This window comes from uncultured Caulobacter sp. (assembly GCF_947036865.1).
In the GTDB taxonomy this organism is placed as follows: domain Bacteria; phylum Pseudomonadota; class Alphaproteobacteria; order Caulobacterales; family Caulobacteraceae; genus Caulobacter.
The window spans coordinates 114,460-137,729 of sequence record NZ_CAMQSF010000003.1 but is presented as its reverse complement, the minus strand read 5'-3'; the positions used below and the strand labels follow the sequence as shown (position 1 = coordinate 137,729).

23 protein-coding genes and 1 tRNA gene are annotated in these 23,270 nt (G+C 69.7%); 12 read left to right on the top strand and 12 right to left on the bottom strand.

Translation table 11 applies throughout. The features are described from left to right. Window positions 1-43 precede the first annotated feature (43 nt). Window positions 44-532: a 2-amino-4-hydroxy-6-hydroxymethyldihydropteridine diphosphokinase gene (gene folK / locus Q0V34_RS04060; RefSeq protein WP_297508401.1), complete on the bottom strand. Its 489-nt coding sequence runs from the start codon at window positions 530-532 to the stop codon at window positions 44-46. Between the two features lie 48 nt (window positions 533-580). Here folK and Q0V34_RS04055 point away from each other — a divergent pair, with 48 nt between their 5' ends. Together Q0V34_RS04055 and Q0V34_RS04050 are read left to right on the top strand one after the other, a co-directional pair. Next, on the top strand, window positions 581-1,177 hold the full coding sequence (locus tag Q0V34_RS04055; protein WP_297508089.1) for an NYN domain-containing protein: 597 nt from the start codon (window positions 581-583) through the stop codon (window positions 1,175-1,177). Between the two features lies 1 nt (window position 1,178). Next, window positions 1,179-1,853, top strand: coding sequence for a uracil-DNA glycosylase (locus Q0V34_RS04050; RefSeq protein ID WP_297508086.1), 675 nt, complete (start codon window positions 1,179-1,181; stop codon window positions 1,851-1,853). Window positions 1,854-1,855: 2 nt separating this feature from the next. Here Q0V34_RS04050 and Q0V34_RS04045 read toward each other — a convergent pair whose 3' ends face one another. Together Q0V34_RS04045 and glpK are read right to left on the bottom strand one after the other, a co-directional pair. Next, a complete protein-coding gene (locus Q0V34_RS04045; protein ID WP_297508083.1) occupies window positions 1,856-2,887 on the bottom strand; it encodes an SMP-30/gluconolactonase/LRE family protein in 1,032 nt (343 codons plus the stop codon). 35 nt (window positions 2,888-2,922) lie between these two features. After that, a complete protein-coding gene (glpK, locus tag Q0V34_RS04040; RefSeq protein ID WP_297508080.1) occupies window positions 2,923-4,413 on the bottom strand; it encodes a glycerol kinase GlpK in 1,491 nt (496 codons plus the stop codon). 164 nt (window positions 4,414-4,577) lie between these two features. Here glpK and Q0V34_RS04035 point away from each other — a divergent pair, with 164 nt between their 5' ends. The 3 genes from Q0V34_RS04035 to Q0V34_RS04025 all read left to right on the top strand — a co-directional run bounded on the left by Q0V34_RS04035 (window position 4,578) and on the right by Q0V34_RS04025 (window position 7,081). Then, window positions 4,578-5,663, top strand: coding sequence for a DUF2336 domain-containing protein (locus Q0V34_RS04035; RefSeq protein ID WP_297508077.1), 1,086 nt, complete (start codon window positions 4,578-4,580; stop codon window positions 5,661-5,663). A 46-nt stretch (window positions 5,664-5,709) separates the two neighbouring features. Next, a complete protein-coding gene (locus Q0V34_RS04030) occupies window positions 5,710-6,492 on the top strand; it encodes an NAD kinase (RefSeq protein WP_297508075.1) in 783 nt (260 codons plus the stop codon). 103 nt (window positions 6,493-6,595) lie between these two features. Then, on the top strand, window positions 6,596-7,081 hold the full coding sequence (locus tag Q0V34_RS04025) for an Hpt domain-containing protein (RefSeq protein WP_297508072.1): 486 nt from the start codon (window positions 6,596-6,598) through the stop codon (window positions 7,079-7,081). On the opposite strand, the gene Q0V34_RS04020 is transcribed toward Q0V34_RS04025, so the two are convergent. Genes Q0V34_RS04020 through folD form a run of 3 tightly spaced genes read right to left on the bottom strand, consistent with a single transcriptional unit; the run spans window position 7,082 to window position 9,754 of the window. Further along, window positions 7,082-8,488: a D-arabinono-1,4-lactone oxidase gene (locus Q0V34_RS04020; RefSeq protein ID WP_297508070.1), complete on the bottom strand. Its 1,407-nt coding sequence runs from the start codon at window positions 8,486-8,488 to the stop codon at window positions 7,082-7,084. Between the two features lie 13 nt (window positions 8,489-8,501). After that, the gene (locus Q0V34_RS04015; RefSeq protein ID WP_297508067.1) at window positions 8,502-8,861 is read right to left on the bottom strand and encodes a cytochrome c5 family protein; all 360 of its coding nucleotides are present in this window, start codon (window positions 8,859-8,861) and stop codon (window positions 8,502-8,504) included. Continuing rightward, window positions 8,861-9,754, bottom strand: coding sequence for a bifunctional methylenetetrahydrofolate dehydrogenase/methenyltetrahydrofolate cyclohydrolase FolD (gene folD, locus Q0V34_RS04010; protein WP_297508064.1), 894 nt, complete (start codon window positions 9,752-9,754; stop codon window positions 8,861-8,863). The genes Q0V34_RS04015 and folD overlap by 1 nt, the downstream gene beginning before the upstream one ends. A 91-nt stretch (window positions 9,755-9,845) precedes the next feature. Between folD and crtY the strand changes: the two genes are divergently transcribed. From crtY to arfB, 5 genes are all read left to right on the top strand, one after another. Next, complete coding sequence (gene crtY, locus Q0V34_RS04005; RefSeq protein WP_297508060.1) at window positions 9,846-11,033, top strand: lycopene beta-cyclase CrtY; 1,188 nt, start codon at window positions 9,846-9,848, stop codon at window positions 11,031-11,033. Between the two features lie 47 nt (window positions 11,034-11,080). Further along, the gene (locus Q0V34_RS04000; protein WP_297508057.1) at window positions 11,081-12,604 is read left to right on the top strand and encodes an aldehyde dehydrogenase family protein; all 1,524 of its coding nucleotides are present in this window, start codon (window positions 11,081-11,083) and stop codon (window positions 12,602-12,604) included. Between the two features lie 178 nt (window positions 12,605-12,782). Further along, window positions 12,783-12,857, top strand: a tRNA-Thr gene (locus tag Q0V34_RS03995). Window positions 12,858-12,889: 32 nt separating this feature from the next. Further along, window positions 12,890-13,351: a YaiI/YqxD family protein gene (locus tag Q0V34_RS03990; RefSeq protein ID WP_297508054.1), complete on the top strand. Its 462-nt coding sequence runs from the start codon at window positions 12,890-12,892 to the stop codon at window positions 13,349-13,351. A gap of 5 nt (window positions 13,352-13,356) precedes the next feature. Further along, window positions 13,357-13,788: an alternative ribosome rescue aminoacyl-tRNA hydrolase ArfB gene (arfB, locus tag Q0V34_RS03985; RefSeq protein WP_297508051.1), complete on the top strand. Its 432-nt coding sequence runs from the start codon at window positions 13,357-13,359 to the stop codon at window positions 13,786-13,788. A 15-nt stretch (window positions 13,789-13,803) separates the two neighbouring features. Here the strand turns inward: arfB and Q0V34_RS03980 are convergent, their stop codons facing one another. The 3 genes from Q0V34_RS03980 to Q0V34_RS03970 form a co-directional block, all read right to left on the bottom strand. Continuing rightward, window positions 13,804-14,331, bottom strand: a complete 528-nt coding sequence (locus Q0V34_RS03980; protein WP_297508048.1) for a MarR family winged helix-turn-helix transcriptional regulator — start codon at window positions 14,329-14,331, stop codon at window positions 13,804-13,806. Window positions 14,332-14,468: 137 nt separating this feature from the next. Beyond that, entirely contained in the window at window positions 14,469-14,678 is a 210-nt protein-coding gene (locus Q0V34_RS03975; RefSeq protein WP_297508045.1) for a hypothetical protein, read from the bottom strand. A gap of 57 nt (window positions 14,679-14,735) precedes the next feature. Next, the gene (locus tag Q0V34_RS03970; protein ID WP_297508042.1) at window positions 14,736-15,239 is read right to left on the bottom strand and encodes a GcrA family cell cycle regulator; all 504 of its coding nucleotides are present in this window, start codon (window positions 15,237-15,239) and stop codon (window positions 14,736-14,738) included. 279 nt (window positions 15,240-15,518) lie between these two features. Between Q0V34_RS03970 and Q0V34_RS03965 the strand changes: the two genes are divergently transcribed. Both Q0V34_RS03965 and Q0V34_RS03960 read left to right on the top strand, forming a co-directional pair. Continuing rightward, window positions 15,519-16,037: a cytochrome c family protein gene (locus Q0V34_RS03965; protein ID WP_297508039.1), complete on the top strand. Its 519-nt coding sequence runs from the start codon at window positions 15,519-15,521 to the stop codon at window positions 16,035-16,037. 154 nt (window positions 16,038-16,191) lie between these two features. Further along, window positions 16,192-16,548 carry a nuclear transport factor 2 family protein gene (locus Q0V34_RS03960; protein ID WP_297508036.1) on the top strand — a complete coding sequence of 119 codons (357 nt, stop codon included), beginning with the start codon at window positions 16,192-16,194 and terminating at the stop codon, window positions 16,546-16,548. Here the strand turns inward: Q0V34_RS03960 and Q0V34_RS03955 are convergent. From Q0V34_RS03955 to Q0V34_RS03945, 3 genes are read right to left on the bottom strand one after another with little or no spacing between them, the layout of a single operon-like run. After that, complete coding sequence (locus Q0V34_RS03955; RefSeq protein WP_297508033.1) at window positions 16,545-18,899, bottom strand: transketolase; 2,355 nt, start codon at window positions 18,897-18,899, stop codon at window positions 16,545-16,547. The two genes, Q0V34_RS03960 and Q0V34_RS03955, sit on opposite strands and share 4 nt — an antisense overlap. 15 nt (window positions 18,900-18,914) lie before the next feature. Beyond that, window positions 18,915-22,055, bottom strand: a complete 3,141-nt coding sequence (locus Q0V34_RS03950) for an efflux RND transporter permease subunit (protein WP_297508030.1) — start codon at window positions 22,053-22,055, stop codon at window positions 18,915-18,917. Further along, a complete protein-coding gene (locus Q0V34_RS03945) occupies window positions 22,055-23,197 on the bottom strand; it encodes an efflux RND transporter periplasmic adaptor subunit (RefSeq protein ID WP_297508028.1) in 1,143 nt (380 codons plus the stop codon). The genes Q0V34_RS03950 and Q0V34_RS03945 overlap by 1 nt, the downstream gene beginning before the upstream one ends. Between the last annotated feature and the right edge of the window lie 73 nt (window positions 23,198-23,270).

Below are 23,270 nucleotides of genomic sequence, written 5' to 3'. Positions count from 1 at the left end.
AAAATTGGGCCGGACTATGGGCATGGCCCGCGCCAGACCTTCATTAAACTTTGGCAATGGAGCGCGCGTCGAGTCCCACCCTGGCGGTCGCCGCCAGGCGGAAGGCGGGCTCGCCGCTGACCGGGTGGATCCAGGCCGAGGCCAGCTCGGCCAGGGGCCCCATCACGAACAGCCGCTCGTGGGCGCGGGGGTGCGGCAGGACAAGCGCGCCGTCCAGGATCGCACGGCCGTGGGCCACCAGGTCGAGATCCAGGGTGCGGGCGGCGTTGGGCTCGCCGCGCGTCCGACCAAAGCGCGCCTCGACGCCATGCAGCGCCGCCAGCGTCGCCGCCGGCGAAAGGTCGGTGCGGACGATGGCCACCCCGTTCAGGTATTCCGGCCCCGCCGGATCGGGCCAAGCCGCCGACGCCCACCAGCTGGATCGCGCGACGACCTCCAGCCCCGCTTCGGGAAAGGCCTTCAGCGCGGCTTCCAACAAGGCCTCGCGACTCGTATACGGTCCCGGCAGATTGCCGCCGAGCGCCACGATCACGGCCTCGTCCAAGTCATTTCGAGCGACCTGATTTTTCAAGGGATTACCGTGACCTTCTATCCGACCGATCGCCTGGCCCTGTTCATCGACGGCGCCAATCTCTATTCCGCCGCCAAGGCGCTGGGCTTCGACATCGACTACCGCAAGCTGCTCGACGAGTTCAAAAAGCGCGGCGTCCTGATCCGGGCCTATTATTACACCGCTATCGCCGAGAACGACGACTATTCGCCGATCCGGCCGCTGGTCGACTGGCTCGACTACAACGGCTTCACCCTGGTGACCAAGCCGGCGCGCGAGTTCACCGACGCCCAGGGCCGCAAGCGCTGGCGGGGCGACATGGACATCGAGATCGCCGTCGACATGCTGCAGATGGCCGAGACCGCCGACCACCTGGTGCTGTTCTCGGGCGACGGCGATTTCCGCGCCCTGGTCGAGGCCGTGCAGCGCAAGGGCCGCCGCGTCACGGTGGTCTCGACGATGAAGAGCCAGCCGCCGATGACCAGCGACGACCTGCGCCGCCAGGCCGACAACTTCGTCGACCTGGCCGACCTCGGGACCATCATCGGCCGGCCGCAGCGGGCTCAGCCGCGCCAACTGCACGACACGCGCACCCCGGCCGAGCGCGACGCGGACGATGAGTACTGAGATGCAGCCCTCCAACATCGCCGGCGAGTCGGTGCCCAACCCAGGCGAGCCGCCGCGCGACTGTCCGCTGTGCCCGCGCCTGGTGGCCTATCGCCGCGAGAACCAGGCGCTTTATCCTGACTGGTTCAACGGCCCGGCGCCCTCGTTCGGCGACAAGGAGGCGCGGCTGCTGGTCGTGGGCCTGGCCCCAGGCCGCAAGGGCGCCAACCGCACCGGCCGGCCGTTCACGGGCGACTATGCCGGGACCCTGCTCTACGAGACCCTGATCAAGTTCGGCTTCGCCACCGGCCGGTTCGAGGCGCGGCCCGACGACTCCCTGAAGCTGGTCGGCGCGGCCGTGACCAACGCCGTCCGCTGCGCCCCGCCCGGCAACAAGCCCGAGACCTCGGAGGAGAACAACTGCCGGCCGTTCCTGACGGCGCGGCTCGAGATGTTCCCGAACCTGAAGGCCATCGTCACCCTGGGCGACGTCTCGCGGCGCAACGTGCTCAAGGCGCTCGGCCTGAAGGCCTCTGCGGGCGTCCCCGGCCACGGTTCGGAGTTCCAGGCCGGACCCTACCGGATCTTCAACAGCTATCACTGCTCGCGGCTCAACACGAACACCGGCCGCCTGACGACGCCGATGTTCGAGGAGCTGTTCGCGCGGGTGAAGGCCTATCTGGACGCGGGCGCCTGAGCCTACCAGCCCAGGCCCGAGGTCTTGGTTCGAACCCGCGCCACGATGTGGCTGGAGGTCAGGTACAGGGTCTTGCCGTCGTCGCCGAAAGCGCAGTTGGCGATCGGACCGCCGGTCTCGATGACGCCCAGCAGCTTGGCCTCGGGCGTCAGGATCAGGATCCCGCCCGGGCCGCTGGCGAAGAGCCTGCCCTTGGCGTCGATCTTCAGGCCGTCCGGCAGCCCCGGCGCGCCGGTCTTGGCCAGGTCGGAGGCGTCGAAGAACACCCGCGAGGACGTCGGCAAGCCATCGGCGCCGAGATCATAGGCCATGATCACCGGGCGCTTGGGGTCGGTGACCGAGACGTACAGCTGCTTGCCGTCGGGCGACAGGCCCACGCCGTTCGGGAAGCTCAGCTTATCATCGACCAGCGCAACCTCGCCGGTCGGGCGCAGCAGATAGACGCCGTTGAATGGCTGCTCCTTGGCCGGCGAGGCGTCGATCCCTTCGAGGCCGAAGGGCGGATCGGTGAAATAGAGCGCGCCCTTCAGGCGGCCCTTGCGCTGCTCGACCAGGTCGTTGGGGCTGTTGAATTTCCGGCCCTTGTAGGTCGAGGCCAGCAGGGTCTTCTTGCGGGTGTCGAAGTCGATGCTGGCGATCGCCCGGTTGCCGCAGTCGCAGATTAGCAGATCGCCGGTGACGCTGACGATCGCGCCGTTGGAGCCGGCCTCGCGGAAAATCTTCGTCGGCGGGCCGTCATAGCCGGACGGCCGCAGGAACACCATCTTTCCGTCCTGGGCGCTCCACCGATACATCGTGTTGCCGGGCACGTCGGAGAACAGCAGGTATCCGCCGTCCCGAACCCAGACCGGCCCTTCGGCCCAGGCGACGCCGTCGGCGATCTGCTCGATCGGCGCGTCGCGCGCGATGATCTGGTCGAGCTCCGGCGACAGACGCCGAACGCCGCCGATCCGGGGATAGGCGGAAGCGGCCAAGGCCGGTCCGCCGGCGATCGCGGCGAGTCCGGCGCCGAGCACGGCGCGGCGGGTGGTCATGGGCGGCCTCCGGTTTCCTGGCGGGACAGACACGCTTACAGGCGAACGCGCGGCGCGGCGTCCAGCCAGCGCGCATAGGCCGCCTCGCGCGCATGCGCCGCGATCGATGGCGTCAGGGTCTCGGCCGCCGGGCTGACCTCGGCGGCCTCCTCCACCGAGGCGTAGAGCCCGGCCCCGACCCCGGCGAACAGGGCCGCGCCCAGGGCCGTGGTCTCCTGATAGCTGGCGCGGCGCACGGCGATCCCCGTCAGATCGGCCAGGCGCTGCGAGAACCAGGCGCTGCGCGACATGCCGCCGTCGATCCGCATCTGGGCCGCGTCGCCGAACGCCGACGGCGCGTCGGCGCGCATGGCCTCTATCAGGTCGCGGCTCTGCAGGGCGCAACTGTCGAAGGTCGCCGCGGCGATCTCGGGCAGGCCCGCGTCGCGGGTCAGGCCAAAGATTCCCCCGCGCGCGTTCGCGTCCCACCAGGGCGCGCCGAGGCCGGTGAAGGCCGGGACCACGACGACGCCATGATCGGGCTTGGCGGCCCGCGCCAGGGCTTCGGCCGCGCGGGGACCGCCGGTCACCCCCAGGCCCTCGCCCAGCCACTGGATCGCGGCCCCCGCCACGAAGATCGAGCCCTCCAGCGCATAGGTCGCCTTGCCGTTCACCCGCGCCGCCACGGTGGTCAGCAACCGCGAGCCCGAGACGCACCGGTCCTCGCCAGTGTTCAGCAACATGAAGCAGCCGGTGCCGTAGGTGGCCTTCATCTGGCCGGGCGCCACGCAGCCCTGCCCCATCAGCGCCGCCTGCTGGTCGCCCGCGACACCGCGGATCGGAACCGGCCGCCCCAGAACCTCCGCGCCCGCCGCGCCGTAGTCGTCGACGCAGTCCAGCACCTTGGGCAGCAGGGCGGCCGGGACGTCGAACAGGCTCAGCATTTCAGGCGACCAGGCCTGGGCGGCGATGTCGAACAGCAGGGTGCGCGAGGCGTTGGTGGCGTCGGTGGCGTGCACGGCCCCGCCGGTCAGCCGCCAGATCACCCAGCAGTCCATCGTCCCGGCCAGAAGCTCGCCCGCCTCCGCCCGCTTTCGCGCCCCGGGAACCTTGTCGAGGATCCACGCGATCTTGGTCGCCGAGAAATAGGGATCCAGCAGCAAGCCAGTCACCTCGGCGACGCGGGGCTCGTGACCGTCGGCCTTGAGCTTGGCGCAGACCTCGGCCGTGCGGCGGTCCTGCCAGACGATGGCCGGGTGGATCGGCCTGCCGGTCTTGCGGTCCCAGACGACCACCGTCTCGCGCTGATTGGTGACGCCGATCGCGGCGACATCCGCGAGGCGTCCCGACTTTTCCGTCGCTTCCCGCAGAACCGCGACGCAGGCGGCGTAGATCTCCTCGCCGTCGTGCTCGACCCAGCCGTCGGCGGGGTAGCTCTGGCGCAGCGGACGCGAGGCCTCGCACAGCGCCTGGCCGGCGCGATCGAACAGGATGGCCCGCGTGCTGGTCGTGCCCTGGTCCAGGGCCAGGATCAGGTCTTGCGCCATCCGATCTTCCTCCGCTTCAGCTTGCGACATCTCGACGCTTCTCGATGCGTCGGCGTGCTCTGGCTGTTTAAGCATGTTTTCATTTGGGAGCCGCAAGGTCATCCTCGTCGGGTCTTCGGGATTCGAGGAGGCGGGCCATCCAAGCCGTCCAGATCGCATCGCTCATGCAGCTGGCCCGCAGTCGCGAGCCGGGCGATCGCGAACGCCTGCTCACCGGGATCATCGATCTTTGCGAAGCCGCCCAGGACAGCGGCGAGCCGACCCATCCCGACATCCAGGCCCTGCTGAACTCGATCTTCATGACCCTCGTGGTCGAGGCCGAACGCGACATCCGCCATCGGCTGTCGGAACGTCTGGCCGACGCCGAATGGGCGCCGTCGGCGCTGATCAACATCATGGCGCTGGACGAGATCGAGATCGCCCGGCCGATCATCGCCCGCAGTCCGGTGCTGCAGGACCACGACCTGATCCGCCTGCTCGTCCAGGCGACCCTGGAACACCAGATCGAGATCGCCCGTCGCCCGCGCCTGCCCGCGCCGGTAGTGGAGGCGATCATCGATCGCGACGAGCCCGCCGTGCTCACCGCCCTAGCCTCGAACGAAACCGCGCAGATCTCGTCGGACGCGATGCGCAAGCTGGTCAACCGCTCGCGCGACGTGGTCGCCCTGCGCTCGCCGCTGGCCCGTCATCCCCGGCTTTCCAGCGACCTGGCCGAGCAGCTTTATCTGTTGGTCGGCCGCGCCCTGCGCGACACCCTGACCAGCCGCTTCGCCCTCGACCCCGCCAAGATGCAGGCCGCCGTGGACGAGGCGCTGCGGGCCGCCCATCGCGGCGACGCCGACACCGCCCAGGGCCGTATCGAGCGGGACGAGGATCGCGAGGAGATGGAACGCGCCCTGATCGAGAAGCTCGACTCGGCCGGCCAGCTCCGCCCCGGCTATCTGCTGCGCGTGCTGCGCGAGGGGCGGCTGCAGCTGTTCGTGATGGCCCTGGCGCGTCTGGGCAAGTTCGAGCCGACGCAGATTCGCCGCGCGATCGACAGCGGTCGCCCCGAGCTGCTGGCCCTGGCCTGCTCGGCGGTCGGCATCGACCGCAGCGTGTTTCCGACCATCCTGGAGCACGTGCGCCAGCTGAACGGCGGACGCCCCGGCGGCGGCGACGAAGGCGTCCGGCGGGCCGCCAACGCCTTCGGCCCCTTCACGCCCGACATCGCCGGCATGGCCTTCCGCCAGGCCGTGGGCCAGGCTTGAGCGCTCGCCCTTTGACAAGTCCGGAGGCTTCCCGCCTCTTGGCGTCATGTACCAGCCGCAACCTTTCGTGACTCGCCTGGCGTTCAAGTCCAGCGACCGGCCCGAGGCGATCGAGGCGCGCGAGCGGCTGGCCGCCCGCTATGGCGACGTCGGCGAGCAGAACGCCCAGGTGATCGTGGCCCTGGGCGGCGACGGCTTCATGCTGGAGACGCTGCACGAGGCGATCGCCAGCCAGACGCCGATCTACGGCATGAACCGCGGCTCGGTCGGCTTCCTGATGAACGAGTACAGCGAGGACGGCCTGCTCGAGCGCATCAACGCCGCCGAGCGCGCGGTCATCCATCCGCTGGCCATGGTGGCCATCGACGCGCGGCGCGCTCAGCACCGCGCCCTGGCGATCAACGAGGTGTCGCTGCTGCGCCAGACGCGCCAGACCGCCAAGCTGCGCATCTCGATCGACGGCAAGGTGCGGATGGGCGAGCTGGTGTGCGACGGCGCCCTGCTGGCCACCCCGGCCGGCTCGACGGCCTACAACCTCTCGGCCCACGGCCCGATCATCCCGATCGACGGCCAGGTGCTGGCCCTGACCCCGATCAGCGCCTTCCGCCCGCGCCGCTGGCGCGGCGCGCTGCTGCCGCAGTCCGCCCGCGTGACCTTCGAGGTGCTCGAGGCCGACAAGCGCCCGGTCAGCGCCGTGGCCGACAATTTCGAGGTTCGCGACGTCCTTGAGGTGCACATCTCCGAGGATCGCGGCACGTCGCTGGCCATGCTTTTCGACGCTGGCCGTAGCTTGGAGGAAAGGGTGCTGGCCGAACAGTTCTCGGCGTGACGCTCGACCTGAGGCGTTCGGTCGCGGGCCCGGTCTGGTCTCATCCAATCTTAACGCCTGCTATGGTATCGATTCCCGAAGACCCGCCGATGGGGAGGCGATCGTGACGAACAAGACCACCGCCGAGGTGATCCAGGTGCCGAACATGCTGAAGCTCAAGGTGGGCGGACGCGGCGGCATCGACATGGCCGCGATCGCCAAGGCCGAGGCCGCGCTGAAGAGCCTGTCCGGCAATTTCGCGGAGTGGCTGAACGACGAGATCACCAAGCTCGAGGCCGCGCGCCAGACGGTTCGGGTCGAGGGCCTGACCGCCGGGAGCGTCGAGACCCTGTATCTCCGCGCGCACGATCTGAAAGGCCTGGGCGCGACCTACGAGTTCCCGCTGATCACCCGCCTGGCCGCTTCGCTGTGCCGGCTGATCGATGATCCCGACACGCGCCTCTCGGCCCCGATGTTCCTGGTCGACGCCCATATCGACGCGATCAAGGCCTGCGTGCGCGACGAGATCAAGGTCGACACCCACCCCGTCGGCAGCGCCCTGATCACCGAACTGGAAGCCCGCGTCGCCGAGTATCTGGGCGCGGCCTGATCAGGTCAGGCCGAACAGGCCCTTCAGATAGGGATTGAGCATCCGCCCCTCCGGATCGAGGTCCCGACGCACCGCCAGGAAGTCCTTCCAGCGCGGATAGATCGCTTCCAGCTGGCCGCCGTTCAGGCTGTGAAGCTTTCCCCAGTGCGGACGCCCGTCGTAGCGACGGAAGATCGGCTCGACCAGCTGGTAGAGGAAGCTGAAATCGTCCCGATAATAGGCGTGGACGGCCACCGAGCCGCGCGGACCGCCTTGGAACGGCGACAGCCAGGCGTCGTCGGGGGCGATGCGGCGCACCTCGATCGGGAAGAAGACGTCCGGCCGCTCCTTTTCGATCGTGCGCACCACCTCGGCCAGGGCCGCCAGCTGGTGCTCGACCGGCAGGTGGAACTCCATCTCGTTGAAGCGCACCGGCCGTTCGGTGGAGAGCAGCTTCCAGCCCTCGTCGACGGCGGTCTCGGGCGGCGTCGACGCCAGCAGCGCGTGGGCCGCCGCCTTGCGTAGCGGCGTGGCGAAGCCCAGCAGGTTGCGCAGGCCCCGCAGCGCTTCCAGGAACTGGGTGTCCTGCTCCGGCCCGCGCGGCTGGGCGGGGTCGTCGGTTTCGTCGTGGCTGATATTGACCGCCAGGCCGGTGAACGGCACGGCATAGAGCTCGAAATTGCGGTGCGTGGCCCAGCGCCCCTCGGCCTTGGCGAGCGCTTCCTCGAACGACTCCAGCCAGACCCGCCGGCGCAGGCGCCGGTTGGCGCTGGTCTTGATCCGCACCTGGGTGATGACGCCCAGGGCGCCCAGCGAGACCCGCGCCGCCTGGAACACTTCCGCGTTCTTGGTCTCGTCGGCGTCGATCACCTTGCCGGAGGGCGTGACCAGCCGAAGGGCGGTGACGTCGCCGTGCAAGGCGCGGATCTTGGTCCCCGTGCCGTGCGTGGCGGTTCCCAAGGCGCCGCCCAGCGACTGCTTGTTGATGTCGGGCAGATTGGGCAGCGCCCTACCCTTCTGCGCCAGCAGCGGCCCCAGGGCGCCCAGCCGCGTGCCGGTTCGGACGACGGCTTCGTCGCCCTCCCAGCCCGCGACGCCGGACATCGCGTCCAGCGACAACAGCGTCCCGTCGGTGGGCGCCAGCGCGGTGAACGAGTGGCCGGCGCCGACCGGTCGGATCGGCGCCTGAGCGGTCTTCAAGGCCGTCGCCAGCTCGGCCTCGTCCTTGGGCGCCAGCCGCGCGGCGGGATAGGCGTGCTGCACGCCCGACCAGTTGCGCCAGAGCACCTTGCCCCGGCCGTCGACCGAGGGCGGCGAGACGGGTTCCGGCTTGTCGCCGGTCGCCACCTTGTAGGCCACGCCCGCGCCGCCGGCGACCAGCGCCGCCCCGGTTCCGCCCGCGATCAGAGCTCCGCGCCTGGAGATCATGCTTCCCCCGCTGTTATGTCGCGGAGTCTTCGCGCCCCGCCATGAACCGTATCAGGGCCTTGAAATCGTCCGGCGTGCAAGTCGCGCATTGGCCCGTCGCCGGCATCGCCTTGTAGCCTTGGATGACGTGGTCCAGCAGCACGGCCTCGCCCTGCTTCCAGCGCGGATCCCAGGCGGCGCGGTCGTGGACACCTGGCGCGCCGGTTCCCGCCACCGCGTGACAGGCATGGCACGAGGTCTCGTAAAGCGCCGACAGCCGCGCGTTCGCCGGACGCAGGGCCAAGGCCTGCTCGGGGGTCGGCGGCGGCGGGGTCTTGGCCCCGCAAGCCGCGAGGACGAGGCCGGCGGCGACCAGACCCAGCGCCCGCGTCATCAGGCGATCCCCGAGATGCGCTTGGCCGCCGTCAGGGTATTGGCCAGCAGGCAGGCGATGGTCATCGGTCCAACTCCCCCCGGAACCGGCGTGATCGCGCCGGCGACCTCGCGAACCTCGTCGAAGGCGACGTCGCCGACAAGCCGGGTCTTGCCCGCCGCGGCGGCCTCGGGATCGCGCGCGGGGAAGCGGGTGATGCCGACGTCGATGACCACCGCGCCCGGCTTGACCCAGTCGGCCTTGACCATCTCGGCGCGGCCGACGGCGGCCACGACGATGTCGGCCTGGCGGACGATCGACGGCAGATCCTTGGACCGCGAGTGGGCGATGGTGACGGTGCAGTCGGCCGCCAGCAGCATCTGGGCCATCGGCTTGCCCATCAGGTTCGAGCGGCCGATGACCACCGCGGTCTTGCCCGAGAGATCGCCCACCACGTCCTTCAGCAGCAGCATGCAGCCCAGCGGCGTGCAGGGCGTCAGGGCCGGCAGGCCGCTGGCCAGGCGACCGGCGTTGGTCACGGTCAGGCCGTCGACGTCCTTGTCGGGCGACAGGGCCGCGACGACGTCCATCTGGCTGATGTGCGGCGGCACCGGGAACTGGACCAGCACGCCATGAATCTTGGGGTCGGCGTTCAGCTTTTCGACCACCCTCAGCAGTTCGTCCTGGGTCGTTTCCGCCGGCAGCCGATGCGTCTCGGAATACATGCCGGCGGCCTCTGTCTGCTCGCCCTTGTTGCGGACATAGACCTGGCTGGCCGGATCCTCGCCCACCAGCACGACCGCCAGGCCCGGCGTGATCCCGTGCTTGGCCTTGAGCTCGGCGACCTCCTGGGCGATCTTCGCCCGCAGGTCGGCCGCGAACGCCTTGCCGTCGATGATGGTCGCCTGGCTCATCCGCATCTCCCGGTTTGGCCGTCCCTAGCCGTTCGTTCGAACGCACGCAACGCCGCGTTGCCGTCATGTTCGGCGTGCTAAGGCAGAGACCATGTCGCCCTCCTCAGCTTTCGCGCGCGCCGACGTCGTCCTGGTGGGCGGCGGCCTGGCCAACGGCCTGATCGCCTTGCGGCTTCGCGCCATGCGGCCGGACTTGAAGGTGCTTCTGCTGGAGCGCGACCGGCGGATCGGCGGCGAGCGGAGCTGGCGCTGGTTCGAGACCGACCTCGCCCCCGGCCTCGCCGCCTGGCTGCGCCCTCTGGTCACCCATCGCTGGAGCGGCTGGGAAGCGGGCCCGGCGGGCGCCGAGCGCTATTTCGAGACGCCCTGCTTCGCGCTGACCGGCGAACGTCTTAGCCAAGCGCTCGCGACGGCTCTGGGCGCGAACCTTTGGCTGGGCGTCGAGGTGACCGAGATCGCGCCGCATCAGGTCACCCTGGCCGACGGCCGCCGGATCGCCGCCGCGGCGGTCATCGACGGTCGAGGCCCACGCAACACGCGCAGCTTGGCGCTCCGCTGGCGAGTCTCCCTGGCCCAGGCGGTGACGCTGGACGCGGCGCATGGTCTTTCCTGTCCCGTCCTGGTCGACGCCGTCGAAGCGGGCGATCCGGCCTGTCCCGCCTTCACCGTGCTGCCCCTGGGTCCGCGCCGCCTGCGTATCGAGCACGCGCGCTACGCCGCGACGCCGGTCATCGACCCAGCGCCGTTCCGGGCGGCGATCGGGCGTTACGCGCGGGCGCGGGGCTGGACGATCGAACAGGCGGCGAGCGAGGACGCCGACGCCCTGCCGATCGCCCTGGGCGGCGACATCGACGCCTATTGGCGCGAGGCGCGGCCGGAGGTGGCCAAGGTCGGTCCGCGCGCGGCGATCTTTCATCCCGGCACCGGACATGCGCTGCCCGACGCCGCGCGCCTGGCCGACCAGATCGCCGCCCTGCCGCGCATCACCAGCGCCAGCGTTCGCGCCGTCGCCGAGACCTATTCCAAGACCGCCTGGCGGCGTCGCCGCTTCCATCGCCTGCTCAACCGCCTGCTGTTCGTGGCCTGTCCGCCCGAGGCCCGGCCCCAGGTGGCCGCGCGCTTCCACCGGCTGCCCCCCAGCCTGATCCATCGTTTCCACGCCGCGCGCCTGACCTTGTGGGACAAGGCGCGGATCCTGGCCGCCCCCTCGCCCATCCCGCTGGCCGAGGCCTTCGAACAGATCCCGGACCGGGCCGCGCCGCCGCGGACGGAGCGCTGAGGTTCGGGACTTGACCCGCCCCCGCTAGCGGGGCGTTCTCGCGGGCCATGACTCAGTCCTTTCCGACTCCCGCCGCCCACGCCCGCGACCTCCTGGACAAGCTCGGCGTTCCGACGCCGCCCGCCGAAGCGGGCCAGCCGGTGCGCGGGCCGATCGACGGCGAGGTCCTGGCCCACGTTCTCCATGACGACGCCCGGATGATCGAGGCCAAGGTGTCGGCCGCCTGTCGCGCCTTCCTGGCCTGGCGGATCGTCCCGGCCCCGCGCCGGGGCGAGCTGGTCCGCCTGTTCGGCGAGGAACTGCGCGCGGCCAAGGCCGAGCTCGCGGCGCTGGTGACGCTGGAAGCCGGCAAGATCGCCTCCGAAGCCGCCGGCGAGGTCCAGGAGATGATCGACATCTGCGACTTCGCCGTGGGTCTGTCGCGTCAGCTGCACGGCCTGACCATCGCCTCCGAGCGCCCGGGCCACGCGATGCGAGAGACCTGGCACCCGCTGGGGCCGGTGGCGGTGATCAGCGCCTTCAACTTCCCCGTGGCCGTCTGGGCGTGGAACGCCTGCCTGGCCTTGGTCTGCGGCGATCCGGTGATCTGGAAGCCGTCGGAGAAGACTCCGCTGACGGCGCTGGCGACGCACGCGATCCTGCGGCGCGCGCTGGCCCGGTTCGGCGACGCGCCGGAGGGTCTGGCCTGCGTGGTCCAAGGCGGGCGCGACGCCGGCGAGCGCCTGACGCGCGATCCGCGCATCCCGCTGGTCAGCGCGACCGGCTCCACGCGGATGGGCCGCGCCGTCGCGCCGCTGGTCGCCGAGCGCTTCGGCCGCTCGATCCTGGAGCTGGGCGGCAACAACGCCATGATCGTCACGCCGTCGGCGGACCTTTCCCTGGCCTTGCGGGCCATCGTCTTCTCGGCCGCCGGCACGGCCGGCCAGCGCTGCACGTCCCTGCGCCGCCTGATCGTCCACGAGAGCCTGGTCGACACCCTGGCCGACGCGGTCGAGACCGCGTTCCAGCGCCTGCCCGTCGGCGACCCGCGCGCTCCCGAGACGCTGCTGGGGCCGCTGATCGACAAGGCCGCCCACGACGCCTTCGTCGAGGCCATGAACGCGGTTCGCGCCGAGGGCGGAACGGTCAGCGGCGGCGAGCGGCTGCTGGCCGACGAGCGTCCCGACGCCTACTATGTCCGTCCCGCCCTGGCGCGCCTTCCCACCCCCGCGCCGTGCATGCAAAGCGAGACCTTCGCCCCGCTGCTGCACGTTGTTCCGTACACGTCCTTTGATACCGCATTGTCGATCCAGAACGACGTTCCGCAGGGCCTGTCGTCCTGCGTCATGACCAACGACGTGCGCGAGGCCGAGACCTTCCTGTCGGCGGCCGGCAGCGACTGCGGCATCGCCAACGTCAATATCGGCCCCTCGGGCGCCGAGATCGGCGGCGCTTTCGGCGGCGAGAAGGAAACCGGCGGCGGCCGCGAGAGCGGCTCCGACAGCTGGAAACAGTACATGCGCCGCCAGACCGCGACGGTGAACTATTCCGGCGCCTTGCCGCTGGCGCAGGGGGTGCGGTTCGATTTGTGAGGCTCTGCGTCCTTCGAGGCGCGCTCAAGAGCGCGCACCTCAGGATGAGGCTCTCTGTAGTGCATTCCTCATCCTGAGGTGCGAGCCGAAGGTGAGCCTCGAAGGACGCACGGCGGGGCCGCCCTTGCCCTTCACCCCCGCAGACGGCATAAGCCCTGACCTCGGGCCTCCAGCCCGCGCCGGCTTAGCACAGCGGTAGTGCAGCGGTTTTGTAAACCGAAGGTCGGGGGTTCGATCCCCTCAGCCGGCACCACTTTCCTCGGGCGTTTTCCAAGGCGCAAGGCGATGGCCGCGACCCTCTTCATCGACGCCGACGCCTGCCCCGTGAAGGACGAGGCCTACAAGGTCGCCGCGCGCCATGGCTTCAAGACCTTCGTGGTCTCCAACAGCTGGATCCGCGTGCCCCAGACGCCGGTCATCGAGCAAATCGTCGTCGACGCGGGCCCCGATCTCGCCGACGACTGGATCGCCGAGCGCGTCGGTCGCGGCGACGTGGTGGTGACCAACGACATCCCCCTGGCCGACCGGGTGCTGAAGGCCGGCGGCGCGGCGGTGGCGCCCAACGGGCGGATGTTCACGCCCGACATGATCGGCTCGGCCCTGGCCTCGCGCTCGATCGGCGAGCACCTGCGCTCTATGGGCGAAGTGACCAAGGGTCCGGCGGCCTTCTCGAACGCGGACCGGTCGCGGTTCCTGCAGGCCCTGGACCAGCTGGTGGTCAAGGCCAAGCGCGCGGCGCCACGCTAAAGGCCATGCCGCAGATGATCGAGATCACCTCCTGGCTGCGGATCGACGAGGACGAACTCGTCTGGAAGGCGACGCGCGCCTCGGGTCCGGGCGGCCAGCACGTCAACAAGACCTCGACGGCGATCGAGCTGCGGTTCGACGTGCGCAACTCGCCGGCGCTGCCCGACGACGTCAAGGCGCGGCTGGAGGCCCTGGCCGGCAGCCGCCTGACCCAGGACGGCGTGCTGGTGCTGTTCGCCCAGGGGAGCCGGTCCCAGGAAATGAACCGCCAGGACGCGCTGGAGCGCCTGGTCGACCTGATCCGCCGCGCCACCGAAAAGCCCAAGCCGCGCAAGGCGACCAAGCCGACCTATTCCAGCAAGCTGAAGAGGCTGGACGGCAAGTCGAAGCGATCCACCGTGAAGTCGGGGCGCGGGCGGGTCAAGTTCGACGACTAGGCGCCGGTGGCGGCCTTAAGCCGTCTCCGGCGGGGCCGGGGCGGAAAAGCCGATGACGTCCTGTTTCCAGTCCGGCTCGACGATCAGCCCGGTCAGCATCTTCTGCAGGTAGCGGGTCATGGCCGCCTGCTCTTCCGTCGTCAGATTGGAGCAGATGTCGCGGTTCAGCGGCCGGATCTCGGCGCGGATGCGCTCCAGCAGATCACGGCCCTCGTCGGTCAGGCGGATCACCACGATCCGGCGATCCCGGCTCGAGGCGCCGCGAACCACGAGACCGTCGGCGATCAGGCCGTCGATCGAGCGGGTCAGGGTGGTGCGGTCGGTGGCGGCCAACTTGGCGAGGCGCGTCATCGACAGGTCGCCGAACCGCCTCAGCGAGATCATCGCCACCCACTTGGCGAAGGTCAGCCCGTGCCGCGCCAGAAGATCCGCCGCCGCCGCGCGACGATGCTGCTCGGTCTGGTAAAGCAAGTAACTGAGATAGCTCGGCAGCGGCAGCGCGTGGTCGTCGGCCACGTCCGCCCGCTCGTCCCCCTCGCCCATGATCCGCTTCCGCCCCCAAAAACGGCGCTCTGTGTCTCACAAGGTTAACGCGCGCGCAATCTACGGCGCTCGCGGAGGACATGAAAAACCCCGCGAAGGGCTTCGCGGGGTTGTCGGGGGCGATCCATGCCCGCGTTTCAGGCGGCGGCGCGATTGCGGCTTCGGCCGCGGGTAAGCCAGTCGTCGGGATAGGTCTCGCGCACCGTGATCGACTTGAACTGGGTCACCGGGATGCGGGCGTGGTCGCCCGGGTTGAGGTCGCGCGACACCGAGTGGCCGGCGAACTCCTCGATGATGGTGATCACTTGGCTGCTGCCGGCGGCGTTCTCGATCAGGACCATGTTCATGGGAGACTCGGTGATCTAGAAATGAAGGGACATCGCGAAGGGTCTGCGCCGAGACGGTCAGATCTGGCGCGGCAGGACACGCCTTTCCTTGACGCCCTGGAGCGCCCAGGTCTCGACGGCCGCGCCGCCCGCGAGGCGGCGGAAGGCGCCGGCGGTGTGCTGTTCGCAATAGGCGCCGCGCGTGCTCAGCTTGGGCCGACCGCAGAAGCCGAAATCATCGCCCTCGGGATTGCCGATCGGCCAGCGGCACGAGTGGGCGCCGAGGTCGAGGATGCCCGAGGTCGGCGGCAGCTCCTCCTCGACGCGCTCGGGGCGCGGCGCGACACGCGGCGCGACCGTGGTCTCGCGGCTCGGACGGCGCGCCTGGATCCGCGAGGGCGAGCGCGCGCCGGTCGTCCGTTGACGGACGGGAACCTCGCGGACGGTGATGCCCAGGCGATGGACCTTGCCGATCACCGCGCTGCGGCTGACGCCGCCCAATTGACGGGCCACCTGGCTCGCGCTGAGGCCTTCCAGCCACAGCTTCTTGAGCGTCGCGGTGCGTTCCTCGCTCCAGTCCATGATCCTGTTTCCCAGCCAAATCGGAGCCAGCCCGCTCCCTGGAAAAAGGGGTAAAATTTATGGTTAACATCCGTCAAACCGTTATGTGCAGACCCACGGTTTGCGGTTCCACTTTTCACAAGGAGAATCACAGGGATATCCACAATTGTCGCAGCGTCACCGCGCGCGACACCTTAAGGACCGCCGTTCCGTGACAGGGCGCGGGGCCTGATTTTATAAGGACTTGCAATGCGTCGCGCGGTCGCACACCGTGCGGCTAAACGTCTGTCAGGGATCACCATGCGCGTGTTGAACCTCGCCGTCGCGGCGCTTTGTGTGGCCGTTTCGGCCTGTTCGAAGGATGGCGGAAGCTCCAGCGAGGCGCCGGCCTCGGCCCCGGCCGACGCGCCCGCGACCGCGTCGGCCCCCGCCGCCGCGCCGTCCGACGCGGCCAAGGCGGCGGCGGTCGCCGCCCTCCCCGCGCCGTACAACACCGCCGACGTTTCGAATGGCCAGAGCAAGTTCGCCTTCTGCCGCTCCTGCCACACCGCGACCCAAGGCGGTCCGGACCTGACCGGTCCGAACCTTTACGGCGTGTTCGGCCGCAAGGTCGGCTCCAAGGCGGGCTATGCCTATTCGGACGCGCTGAAGGCGGCGGGCTTCACCTGGGACGCCGAGCATCTGGACAAGTGGCTGAACAACCCGCGCGAGTTCCTGCCGGGCACCAAGATGACCTATGCGGGCCTGCACGATCCCAAGGATCGCACGGATCTGATCGCCTACCTGATGGTCGAGACGGGGTACAAGCCGGCCCCGTAATCCCGAAGGCCGCGAACCGCTCTTGATCGAACCCGTACCTGCGGCATTGTGACACACGTCGCCGCGGCGCGTTCTGGCGCATGCATGGCGATCCCGGCGGCGAGGCCGACGGGACGCCGGCTTGCCTGGCGGATAGCACTGGGGTTGACGCGCCATGGAAACGCCGCGGGCCGTGCTGGAAAAAGCCTACGCGGCCTTCAACGCGCGCGATCTGCCACGCCTGCGCCCACTGATTCATCCCAAGGCCGTCTGGCCCAACACCTTGGACATGGGCCAACCCTTGAGCGGCAAGGAAGCGGTCCTCGGCCACTTCGCGCGGGTGTTCGCCACGATCGACGCGGATATCGAGCTGATCGAAGTCCTCGAGGAGACCCCAGACGCGTTGCTGATCGAGGCCCAGTACTCGGTCAAGACCGCCGACGGTCGCGTCTGGACCGATAGCCGGGCGCGGCTGGTCTATCACTTCCGAGACGGCCTGCTATCGGGGATGACGATCCTGAGCGGGTTCTAGCTCAGCAGGTCGGCGCAGGCGTCGAGCACGGCGTCGGCGTCCAGACGGTATCGCGCGTAGAGGTCCGGCAGATCGCCCGACTGACCGAAGGCCTCGAGGCCCAGCGCCCGCACTCTCTGCCCGCGCACCGAGCCGAGCCAGGACAGCGCCAGCGGCGCGCCGTCGGTCAGCGTCACCAGGCCAGCATCTCGGTCCAGCGGCGCCAGCAGCGTCTCGATCGTCGACGCGCGGGTCCCCTGCCCCGTCCAGCGCGACCGTCCGGCGGCCGTCCAGTTCCGGTGCAGCAGGTCCGCGGAGGTGACGGCCAGCAGGCCCGCCTCGGGCATGTCCTCCGACAGCGCCTCGAAGGCCGCGAGCGCTTCGGGCGCCAGGGCGCCGCTGTAGACCAGAGCCAGCCGCGCGCCGGGCGCGGGGGGCTTCAGCCAATAGGCGCCGTCGATGACGCCCTGGCGCCAGGCGTCGTCCTGGCGGTCGGGCTGGGCGATGACCCGGGTCGAGAGCCGCAGATAGGTCGAGGCGCCGTCCGCGGCCTGGATGCGGTCGAAGGCGTGCGCCATCAGCACCGCGGTCTCGTCGGCGAAGGCCGGCTCATAGGTGTCGAGGCCGGGCTGGGCCATGCCGATCACCGGGGCGTTGATCGACTGGTGCGCGCCGCCCTCCGGCGCCAGGGTCAGGCCGGACGGCGTGGCGACCAGCAGGAAGCGGGCGTCCTGGTAGCAGGCATAGTTCAGGGCATCGAGGCCGCGGGCGATGAAGGGGTCGTACAGCGTCCCCACCGGGAATAGCCGCTCGCCGAACAGCGGCGCGGTCAGCCCCAGGGCCGCCAGGGCGATGAACAGATTGTTCTCGGCGATGCCCAGCTCGACGTGCTGGCCGGTCTCGGCCTTGGACCAGACCTGGGCCGACGGGATGCGGCGGCGCTTGAACACGTCCTCGTGGGCGCGGCGCTGGAACACGCCCCGGCGGTTCACGAAGCCGCCGAGATTGGTCGAGACCGTCACGTCGGGCGAGGTCGTCACCACGTGGCCGGCGAACTCGTCCTTGCGGGCGGCGATCTCGAACATCACCTTGCCGAACGCGGCCTGGGTCGACTGCTCGCCGCCGCCGGCGACGGCGGCCAGCAGTTCGTCGGCGGTCGGCGTGGGGATGATCGGCGCCACGTGCTCGCGCTCGACCTCGGCGGCGAACGGCGCGCGGGCGATCAGGCCCTTCAGCGCCGTGCGCTCGGCGGCCGACAGGCCCGACAGCGGATCCCACTCCTCCCCCTCGACGACGCCGAGCCGCGCGCGCAGCTCGGCGATCTGGGCCGGCGTCATCAGGCCGGCGTGGTTGTCCTTGTGCCCCTGGAACGGCAGACGCAGGCCCTTGACCGTATAGGCGATGAAGAAGCGCGGGCGGTCGTCCTGGCCGGCCTTCTCGAAGGCCTCCAGCAGGGTCTCCAGGCAGTGACCGCCCAGCTGGGTCATCAGTTCGGCCAGGTCGACGTCCTTGTAGGCCGCGATCAGGGCCAAGGCGTCGGCGTCGCCCGCCAGGTCGGCGTTCAGCCGCTCGCGCCAGGCCGCGCCGCCCTGATAGGTCAGGGCCGAGAAGAGGTCGTTCGGCGCCGTCTCGATCCACGCGCGCAGCTTGTCGCCGCCGGGCTTGGCGAAGGCCTCTCGCTGGCGCTTGGACCATTTCAGCGTCTCGACCGCCCAGCCGGCCGCCTCGAAGATCTCGCCGTAGCGCGTGAACATCCGGTCCTGGGTCGTGGCGTCCAGGCTCTGGCGGTTGTAGTCGACGATCCACCAGGTGTTGCGGATGTCGTGCTTGCAGGCCTCGATCAGGGCTTCGTAGATGTTGCCCTCGTCCAGCTCGGCGTCGCCCAGCAGCGAGATCATCCTGCCCATCTTCTCGGGCTTCACCGAGCCCCGCGCGGCCAGATAGTCCTGGGCCAGCGAGGCGAAGGCGGTCATGGCGACGCCAAGACCGACCGAGCCCGTGGAGAAGTCGACGTCGTCGACGTCCTTGGTCCGCGACGGGTAGGACTGAGCCCCGCCCATGGCGCGGAACCGCTTGAGGTTCTCCAGGCTCTGGCGGCCGAACAGGTGCTGGATGGCGTGGAAGACGGGGCTGGCGTGCGGCTTGACCGCCACGCGGTCCTGCGGCCGCAGCGCCTTCATGTAGAGCGCCGTCATGATCGTGGTCAGAGAGGCGCTGGACGCCTGATGGCCGCCGACCTTCAGACCGTCGCGGCTGGGGCGGATATGGTTGGCGTTGTGGATCGTCCACGCGGCCAGCCAGAGAATCCGTTCCTCCAGGCGACGCAGCAGCGCTATTTCCTGCCGCTTCGCCGTCAGAGAGCCGTCGGCCATGCTTCCTCGCCCGTTCTATGCGGGTGAGGTTTGCCCCTCGCCCGCCTTTTCCTGGGCTTCATACTCTTCGATCTGGCGGGCCGTCCACTCCGGCGACTTCGTGAAGCGCGCCAGAAGGTCGTAGAAGACCGGAACGATGAACAAAGTCAGCAGGGTGGCGAAGATCGCGCCAGTGAAGATCACCGCCCCGATCGTCTTGCGGCTGCCCGCGCCGGCCCCGGCCCACAGCATCAGCGGCAAGGCGCCCATGGCGGCCGAGATCGAGGTCATGATGATCGGGCGCAGGCGCAGGGCCGCCGCCTCGATCACCGCCTCGCGGACGGTCAGGCCCTCGTCGCGCAGTTGGTTGGCGAACTCGACGATCAGGATGCCGTTCTTGGTGGCGATGCCGACCAGGATGATCAGGCCGATCTGGCTGTAGGTGTTGATCGTCGAGCCCATCACCAGCAGGCCGAACAGGCCGCCCAGCGCCGCGAGCGGCACGGTCAGCATGATCACCGCCGGGTGGATCCAGCTCTCGAACTGGGCCGCCAGCACCAGGAACACCAGCAGCAGGGCTAGACCGAACGCCACGGCGATGCCGCCCGAGCCCTCCAGATAGTCCTTGGCCTGGCCGCCCCACTTGATGCTGACCCCAGGGGCTTGGCGCTCGTCGGCTTGCTCGCGGAAGAACTTGACGGCGTCGCCGACGGTGTAGCCCGGATTGAGCTGGGTCGTCAGGGTCACCGAGCGCAGACGGTCGACGCGCGGACGATCGGGCGTGTCGCCGCGCAGTTGCGTGGACACCACGGTCGACAGCGGCACCAGCGCGCCGGAGCTGGTGCGCACCTGCAGCCGGTTCAGGTCCTCGACGCTGCGTCGCTGGTCGAGGTTGGTCTGCAGGATGACGTCGTACTCCTGGCCGTTCTTGATGTAGGTCGTGGCCCTGCGCGAGCCGAACATGGTCTCCAGCGCTCGGCCGATCGACTGGGCCGAGACGCCCAGGCTAGCGGCCTTGTCCTGATTGATCTGCACCGACAGTCGCGGCGAGGTCGGCTCGTAGTCCAGGCGCGGCCGCGACAGGCCGGGGTTGTCCTGGGCCGCGTCCAGGATCGGCTTCAGCCAGGCAGCCAGCTGGACATAGTCGTTGCCGACGGCGATCAGGTCGACATTGGTGCCGCCCCCGCCGCCGCCGCCGTTCCGCTGGAACGGCCCGCGCACGCTGGCGACGGCGCGCACGCCGGTGATCTTCGACAGACTCTTGTTCAGCTCCGCGGCGACCTCGTCGGCGGTCTTCTTGCGCTCGCCCCACGGCTTCATCACGACGACGCTGTTGCCGCTGTTGAACGAGTTGCCGCCGAAGCGCGGAATGGTCAGCAGGATGCGGTCGGCGATGCCTTCCTCGCGATACCGGGCGACGATCTTCTCGATCTTCAGGCCGATGCCCAGGGTGTAGTCATAGCCCGCGCCTTCCGGACCGCTGATGGAAACATCGACCCGACCGCGGTCTTCCTGCGGCACCAGCTCCTTGGGCAGACTGACGAACAGCAGCGCGGCGAAGGCGGCCAGGATGACCACCAGACCGCCGGCGATCGCCGCCGACCAGCCCCCCAGAATGCCTTCCAGCGAGGCGCGGTAGGAGTTCTTGAGCGCCTCCATGGCCGCGTCGACACGGCGGGCGATGAAGCCCTCGCCATGGGCCGGCCGCAGCAGCTTGGAGGCCATCATCGGCGACAGGGTCAGCGCCAGCAGGGCCGAGAAGCCGACGGCGGCGGCGATGGCCACCGCCAGCTCGACGAACAGGCGGCCGATATAGCCGGGCAGGAACATCAGCGGCGCGAACACCGAGATCAGCACGATCGTGGTGGCCACGACGGCGAAGAACACCTGGCGCGTGCCGCGCTCGGCCGCCACCAGGGCCGGCTCGCCTTCGTCCACGCGGCGCTGGATGTTCTCGACCACCACGATGGCGTCGTCGACGACGAGGCCCACGGCGAGCACCAGGGCCAGCAGGGTCAAGAGGTTCAGCGAGAAGCCCAGCGGCGCCAGGACGATGAAGGTCGACAGGATGCAGATCGGCGCGACCACCGACGGGATCAGGGCCGAGCGCCAGCTGCCCAGGAACAGCAGATTGACCAGCACCACCAGCCCGATCGACAGGGCCATGGTGATCCAGACCTCGCGGATCGCCTCGGCGGTGAAGACCGAGTTGTCGACGGCGACGACCATCTTGGTGCCTGGCGGCAGCGACTGGTTGATCGCCTCGACCTCCTTGCGGACGGCCTTGGAGATGGCGACGTCATTGGCCTGGGATTGGCGGGTCAGGCCGATGCCGACCTGATCGACGCCGTTGCCGCGGAACAGCTTGCGGCGCTCGTCCGGCCCTTCTTCGATGCGGGCCACGTCGCCCAGCCGCAGCACGTAGCCGCTGGCGTCCGCCGGCTTCAGCGGCAGGCGGGCGAAGTCCTCGGGCTTGGCGTAGGTGCGGGCCACCCGGATCGTGAAGTCCTTGGCGGAGCTTTCCAGGGAGCCGGCCGGCAGTTCAAGGTTCTGCGAATTCAGGGCGTTCTCGACGTCATCCACCGAGATCCCGCGCGCGGCCATCTCGTTGGCGTCGAGCCAGATCCGCATGGCGTAGATCTTGGCGCCGAACAGGTTGGCCTGAGCCACGCCGTCGATGGTCGACATCCGCTCGACCAGATAGCGGTCGGCGTAGTCGGCCAGTTGCAGCGGGTCCAGCGTGGTCGAGGTCAGGTTCAGGATGATGATCGGCGAGGCGTCGGCGTTGGCCTTGGCGATCTGCGGCGGATCGGCCTGGTCGGGCAGGTTGGACGTCACGCGGCTGACCGCGTCGCGCACGTCGTTGGCCGCCGCGTCGAGATCGCGGTCCAGGTTGAAGGTGATGGTGATCTGCGAGCGGCCGTCGCGCGAGGAGCTGTTGACGCGGTCGATGCCCTGGATGCCCGCGACCTGGCGCTCGATCACCTGGGTGATCCGCTCCTCGATGACCTCGGCCGAGGCGCCGCGATAGGACGTGGAAATCGACACGACCGGCGGATCGACGCTGGGCAGCTCGCGCACCGGCAGCGACGAGAAGGCCGCCAGGCCGATGACGCAGAGGATGATCGCCGCGACGGCGGCGAAGACGGGGCGACGGACGGAAAGATCGGACAGCATCAGCCGGCCTTGCGGTCGGCGCCGCCTCGTTGTCCATGGCTGCCCTTATCGTCGCCGCCCTTGCCGCCGGGCTTCCCCCCGCCGACCGGCGCGCCGTCCTGGATGCGGTTCAGGCCGTCGGCGACGATCTTGTCGCCTTTCTTCAGGCCGTTCCGGATCTCGATGAAGCCGTCGGCGCTGATCCCCGTGTCGACGTCCGTGCGGCGCGCGACCATGCCCTTGGGACCCTTGACGATCCGGTACACCGAGGCCTGGTTGCCCTCGAACTGCACCGCCGGCTCGGGAACCGCCACCCCGGTGCGGACGCCTTGGTCGATGGCGACCTTGACCAGCATGCCAGGCCGCAGGCGACCGTTGGCGTTGGGGAACTCGGCCCGCGCCTTGATGGCGCGTGTGGCGGGGTCGATGCGGGTGTCGATCTGAGCGACCCGGCCCTGGAACACCTCGCCCGGCAGGGCGTCTGGCCGCGCGATGATCGGCAGGCCGACGCGCAGCGTGGTCAGGTAGCGGTCCGGAACGGCGAAATCGACGCGGATCACCGAGATGTCGTCGAGGCTGACGATCGGCGTGCCGGCGGCGACCAGCGTCCCGGGCGCGACGTCCGAGATGCCGACTCGCCCGGAGAACGGCGCGCGAAGCACGCGATCCAGCTTATTGGCCTGGGCCGAGGCGACGGCGGCGCGCGTGGTCTCGACGCTGGCCAGATACTGCTCGGCGGTCGCGCGCGGCGCGATGCCCTTGTCGGCCAGGGTCTTCCAGCGCTGATAGTCCCGCTCGGCCTGGGCCAGACGCGCCTTGGCCTCGACGATGTTGGCGTCCTCGGCGTCGGCCTTCAGCTCGACCAGCACCTGGCCCTTGCGCACCGTCTCGCCGTCGCGGAAGCGCACGGCCGTGATCAGTTCGGCGGTGTTGGAGGTGATCGTCACCGACTGGCGGCCCTTGGCGGCGCCCAGCACCTCGATCCGGTCCATGAACGGCCGCTCGCCCACGACCAGTTGCGTGACCGCCGTGGCGCGACCGCCACCGCCACCGCCCGCCTTGGCGGCGTCCTTGCCCCCGAACGCCAGCTTCAGTCCCCCCACGACTAGCATCACAACGACGGCGATCAGGGCCACCACGAGGAAGAAGTGCCGACGGATCAAGAGAGGCTCCAGGCGCCAAGCGGATTCGGCGCGGTCTAGGGTGCGGCGAGATATGACCGCAGCCTAAAGCGAC

What these genes read in the sequence shown, in the direction of transcription:
- Q0V34_RS04050 (WP_297508086.1), top strand. Translation starts at nt 1,179, where the DNA reads ATGCAGCCCTCCAACATCGCCGGCGAGTCGGTGCCCAACCCAGGCGAG.
- Q0V34_RS04045 (WP_297508083.1), bottom strand. Translation starts at nt 2,887, where the DNA reads ATGACCACCCGCCGCGCCGTGCTCGGCGCCGGACTCGCCGCGATCGCC.
- glpK (WP_297508080.1), bottom strand. Translation starts at nt 4,413, where the DNA reads ATGGCGCAAGACCTGATCCTGGCCCTGGACCAGGGCACGACCAGCACG.
- Q0V34_RS04035 (WP_297508077.1), top strand. Translation starts at nt 4,578, where the DNA reads ATGCAGCTGGCCCGCAGTCGCGAGCCGGGCGATCGCGAACGCCTGCTC.
- Q0V34_RS04030 (WP_297508075.1), top strand. Translation starts at nt 5,710, where the DNA reads ATGTACCAGCCGCAACCTTTCGTGACTCGCCTGGCGTTCAAGTCCAGC.
- Q0V34_RS04020 (WP_297508070.1), bottom strand. Translation starts at nt 8,488, where the DNA reads ATGATCTCCAGGCGCGGAGCTCTGATCGCGGGCGGAACCGGGGCGGCG.
- Q0V34_RS04015 (WP_297508067.1), bottom strand. Translation starts at nt 8,861, where the DNA reads ATGACGCGGGCGCTGGGTCTGGTCGCCGCCGGCCTCGTCCTCGCGGCT.
- folD (WP_297508064.1), bottom strand. Translation starts at nt 9,754, where the DNA reads ATGAGCCAGGCGACCATCATCGACGGCAAGGCGTTCGCGGCCGACCTG.
- crtY (WP_297508060.1), top strand. Translation starts at nt 9,846, where the DNA reads ATGTCGCCCTCCTCAGCTTTCGCGCGCGCCGACGTCGTCCTGGTGGGC.
- Q0V34_RS04000 (WP_297508057.1), top strand. Translation starts at nt 11,081, where the DNA reads ATGACTCAGTCCTTTCCGACTCCCGCCGCCCACGCCCGCGACCTCCTG.
- Q0V34_RS03990 (WP_297508054.1), top strand. Translation starts at nt 12,890, where the DNA reads ATGGCCGCGACCCTCTTCATCGACGCCGACGCCTGCCCCGTGAAGGAC.
- arfB (WP_297508051.1), top strand. Translation starts at nt 13,357, where the DNA reads ATGCCGCAGATGATCGAGATCACCTCCTGGCTGCGGATCGACGAGGAC.
- Q0V34_RS03980 (WP_297508048.1), bottom strand. Translation starts at nt 14,331, where the DNA reads ATGGGCGAGGGGGACGAGCGGGCGGACGTGGCCGACGACCACGCGCTG.
- Q0V34_RS03975 (WP_297508045.1), bottom strand. Translation starts at nt 14,678, where the DNA reads ATGAACATGGTCCTGATCGAGAACGCCGCCGGCAGCAGCCAAGTGATC.
- Q0V34_RS03970 (WP_297508042.1), bottom strand. Translation starts at nt 15,239, where the DNA reads ATGGACTGGAGCGAGGAACGCACCGCGACGCTCAAGAAGCTGTGGCTG.
- Q0V34_RS03965 (WP_297508039.1), top strand. Translation starts at nt 15,519, where the DNA reads ATGCGCGTGTTGAACCTCGCCGTCGCGGCGCTTTGTGTGGCCGTTTCG.
- Q0V34_RS03960 (WP_297508036.1), top strand. Translation starts at nt 16,192, where the DNA reads ATGGAAACGCCGCGGGCCGTGCTGGAAAAAGCCTACGCGGCCTTCAAC.
- Q0V34_RS03955 (WP_297508033.1), bottom strand. Translation starts at nt 18,899, where the DNA reads ATGGCCGACGGCTCTCTGACGGCGAAGCGGCAGGAAATAGCGCTGCTG.
- Q0V34_RS03950 (WP_297508030.1), bottom strand. Translation starts at nt 22,055, where the DNA reads ATGCTGTCCGATCTTTCCGTCCGTCGCCCCGTCTTCGCCGCCGTCGCG.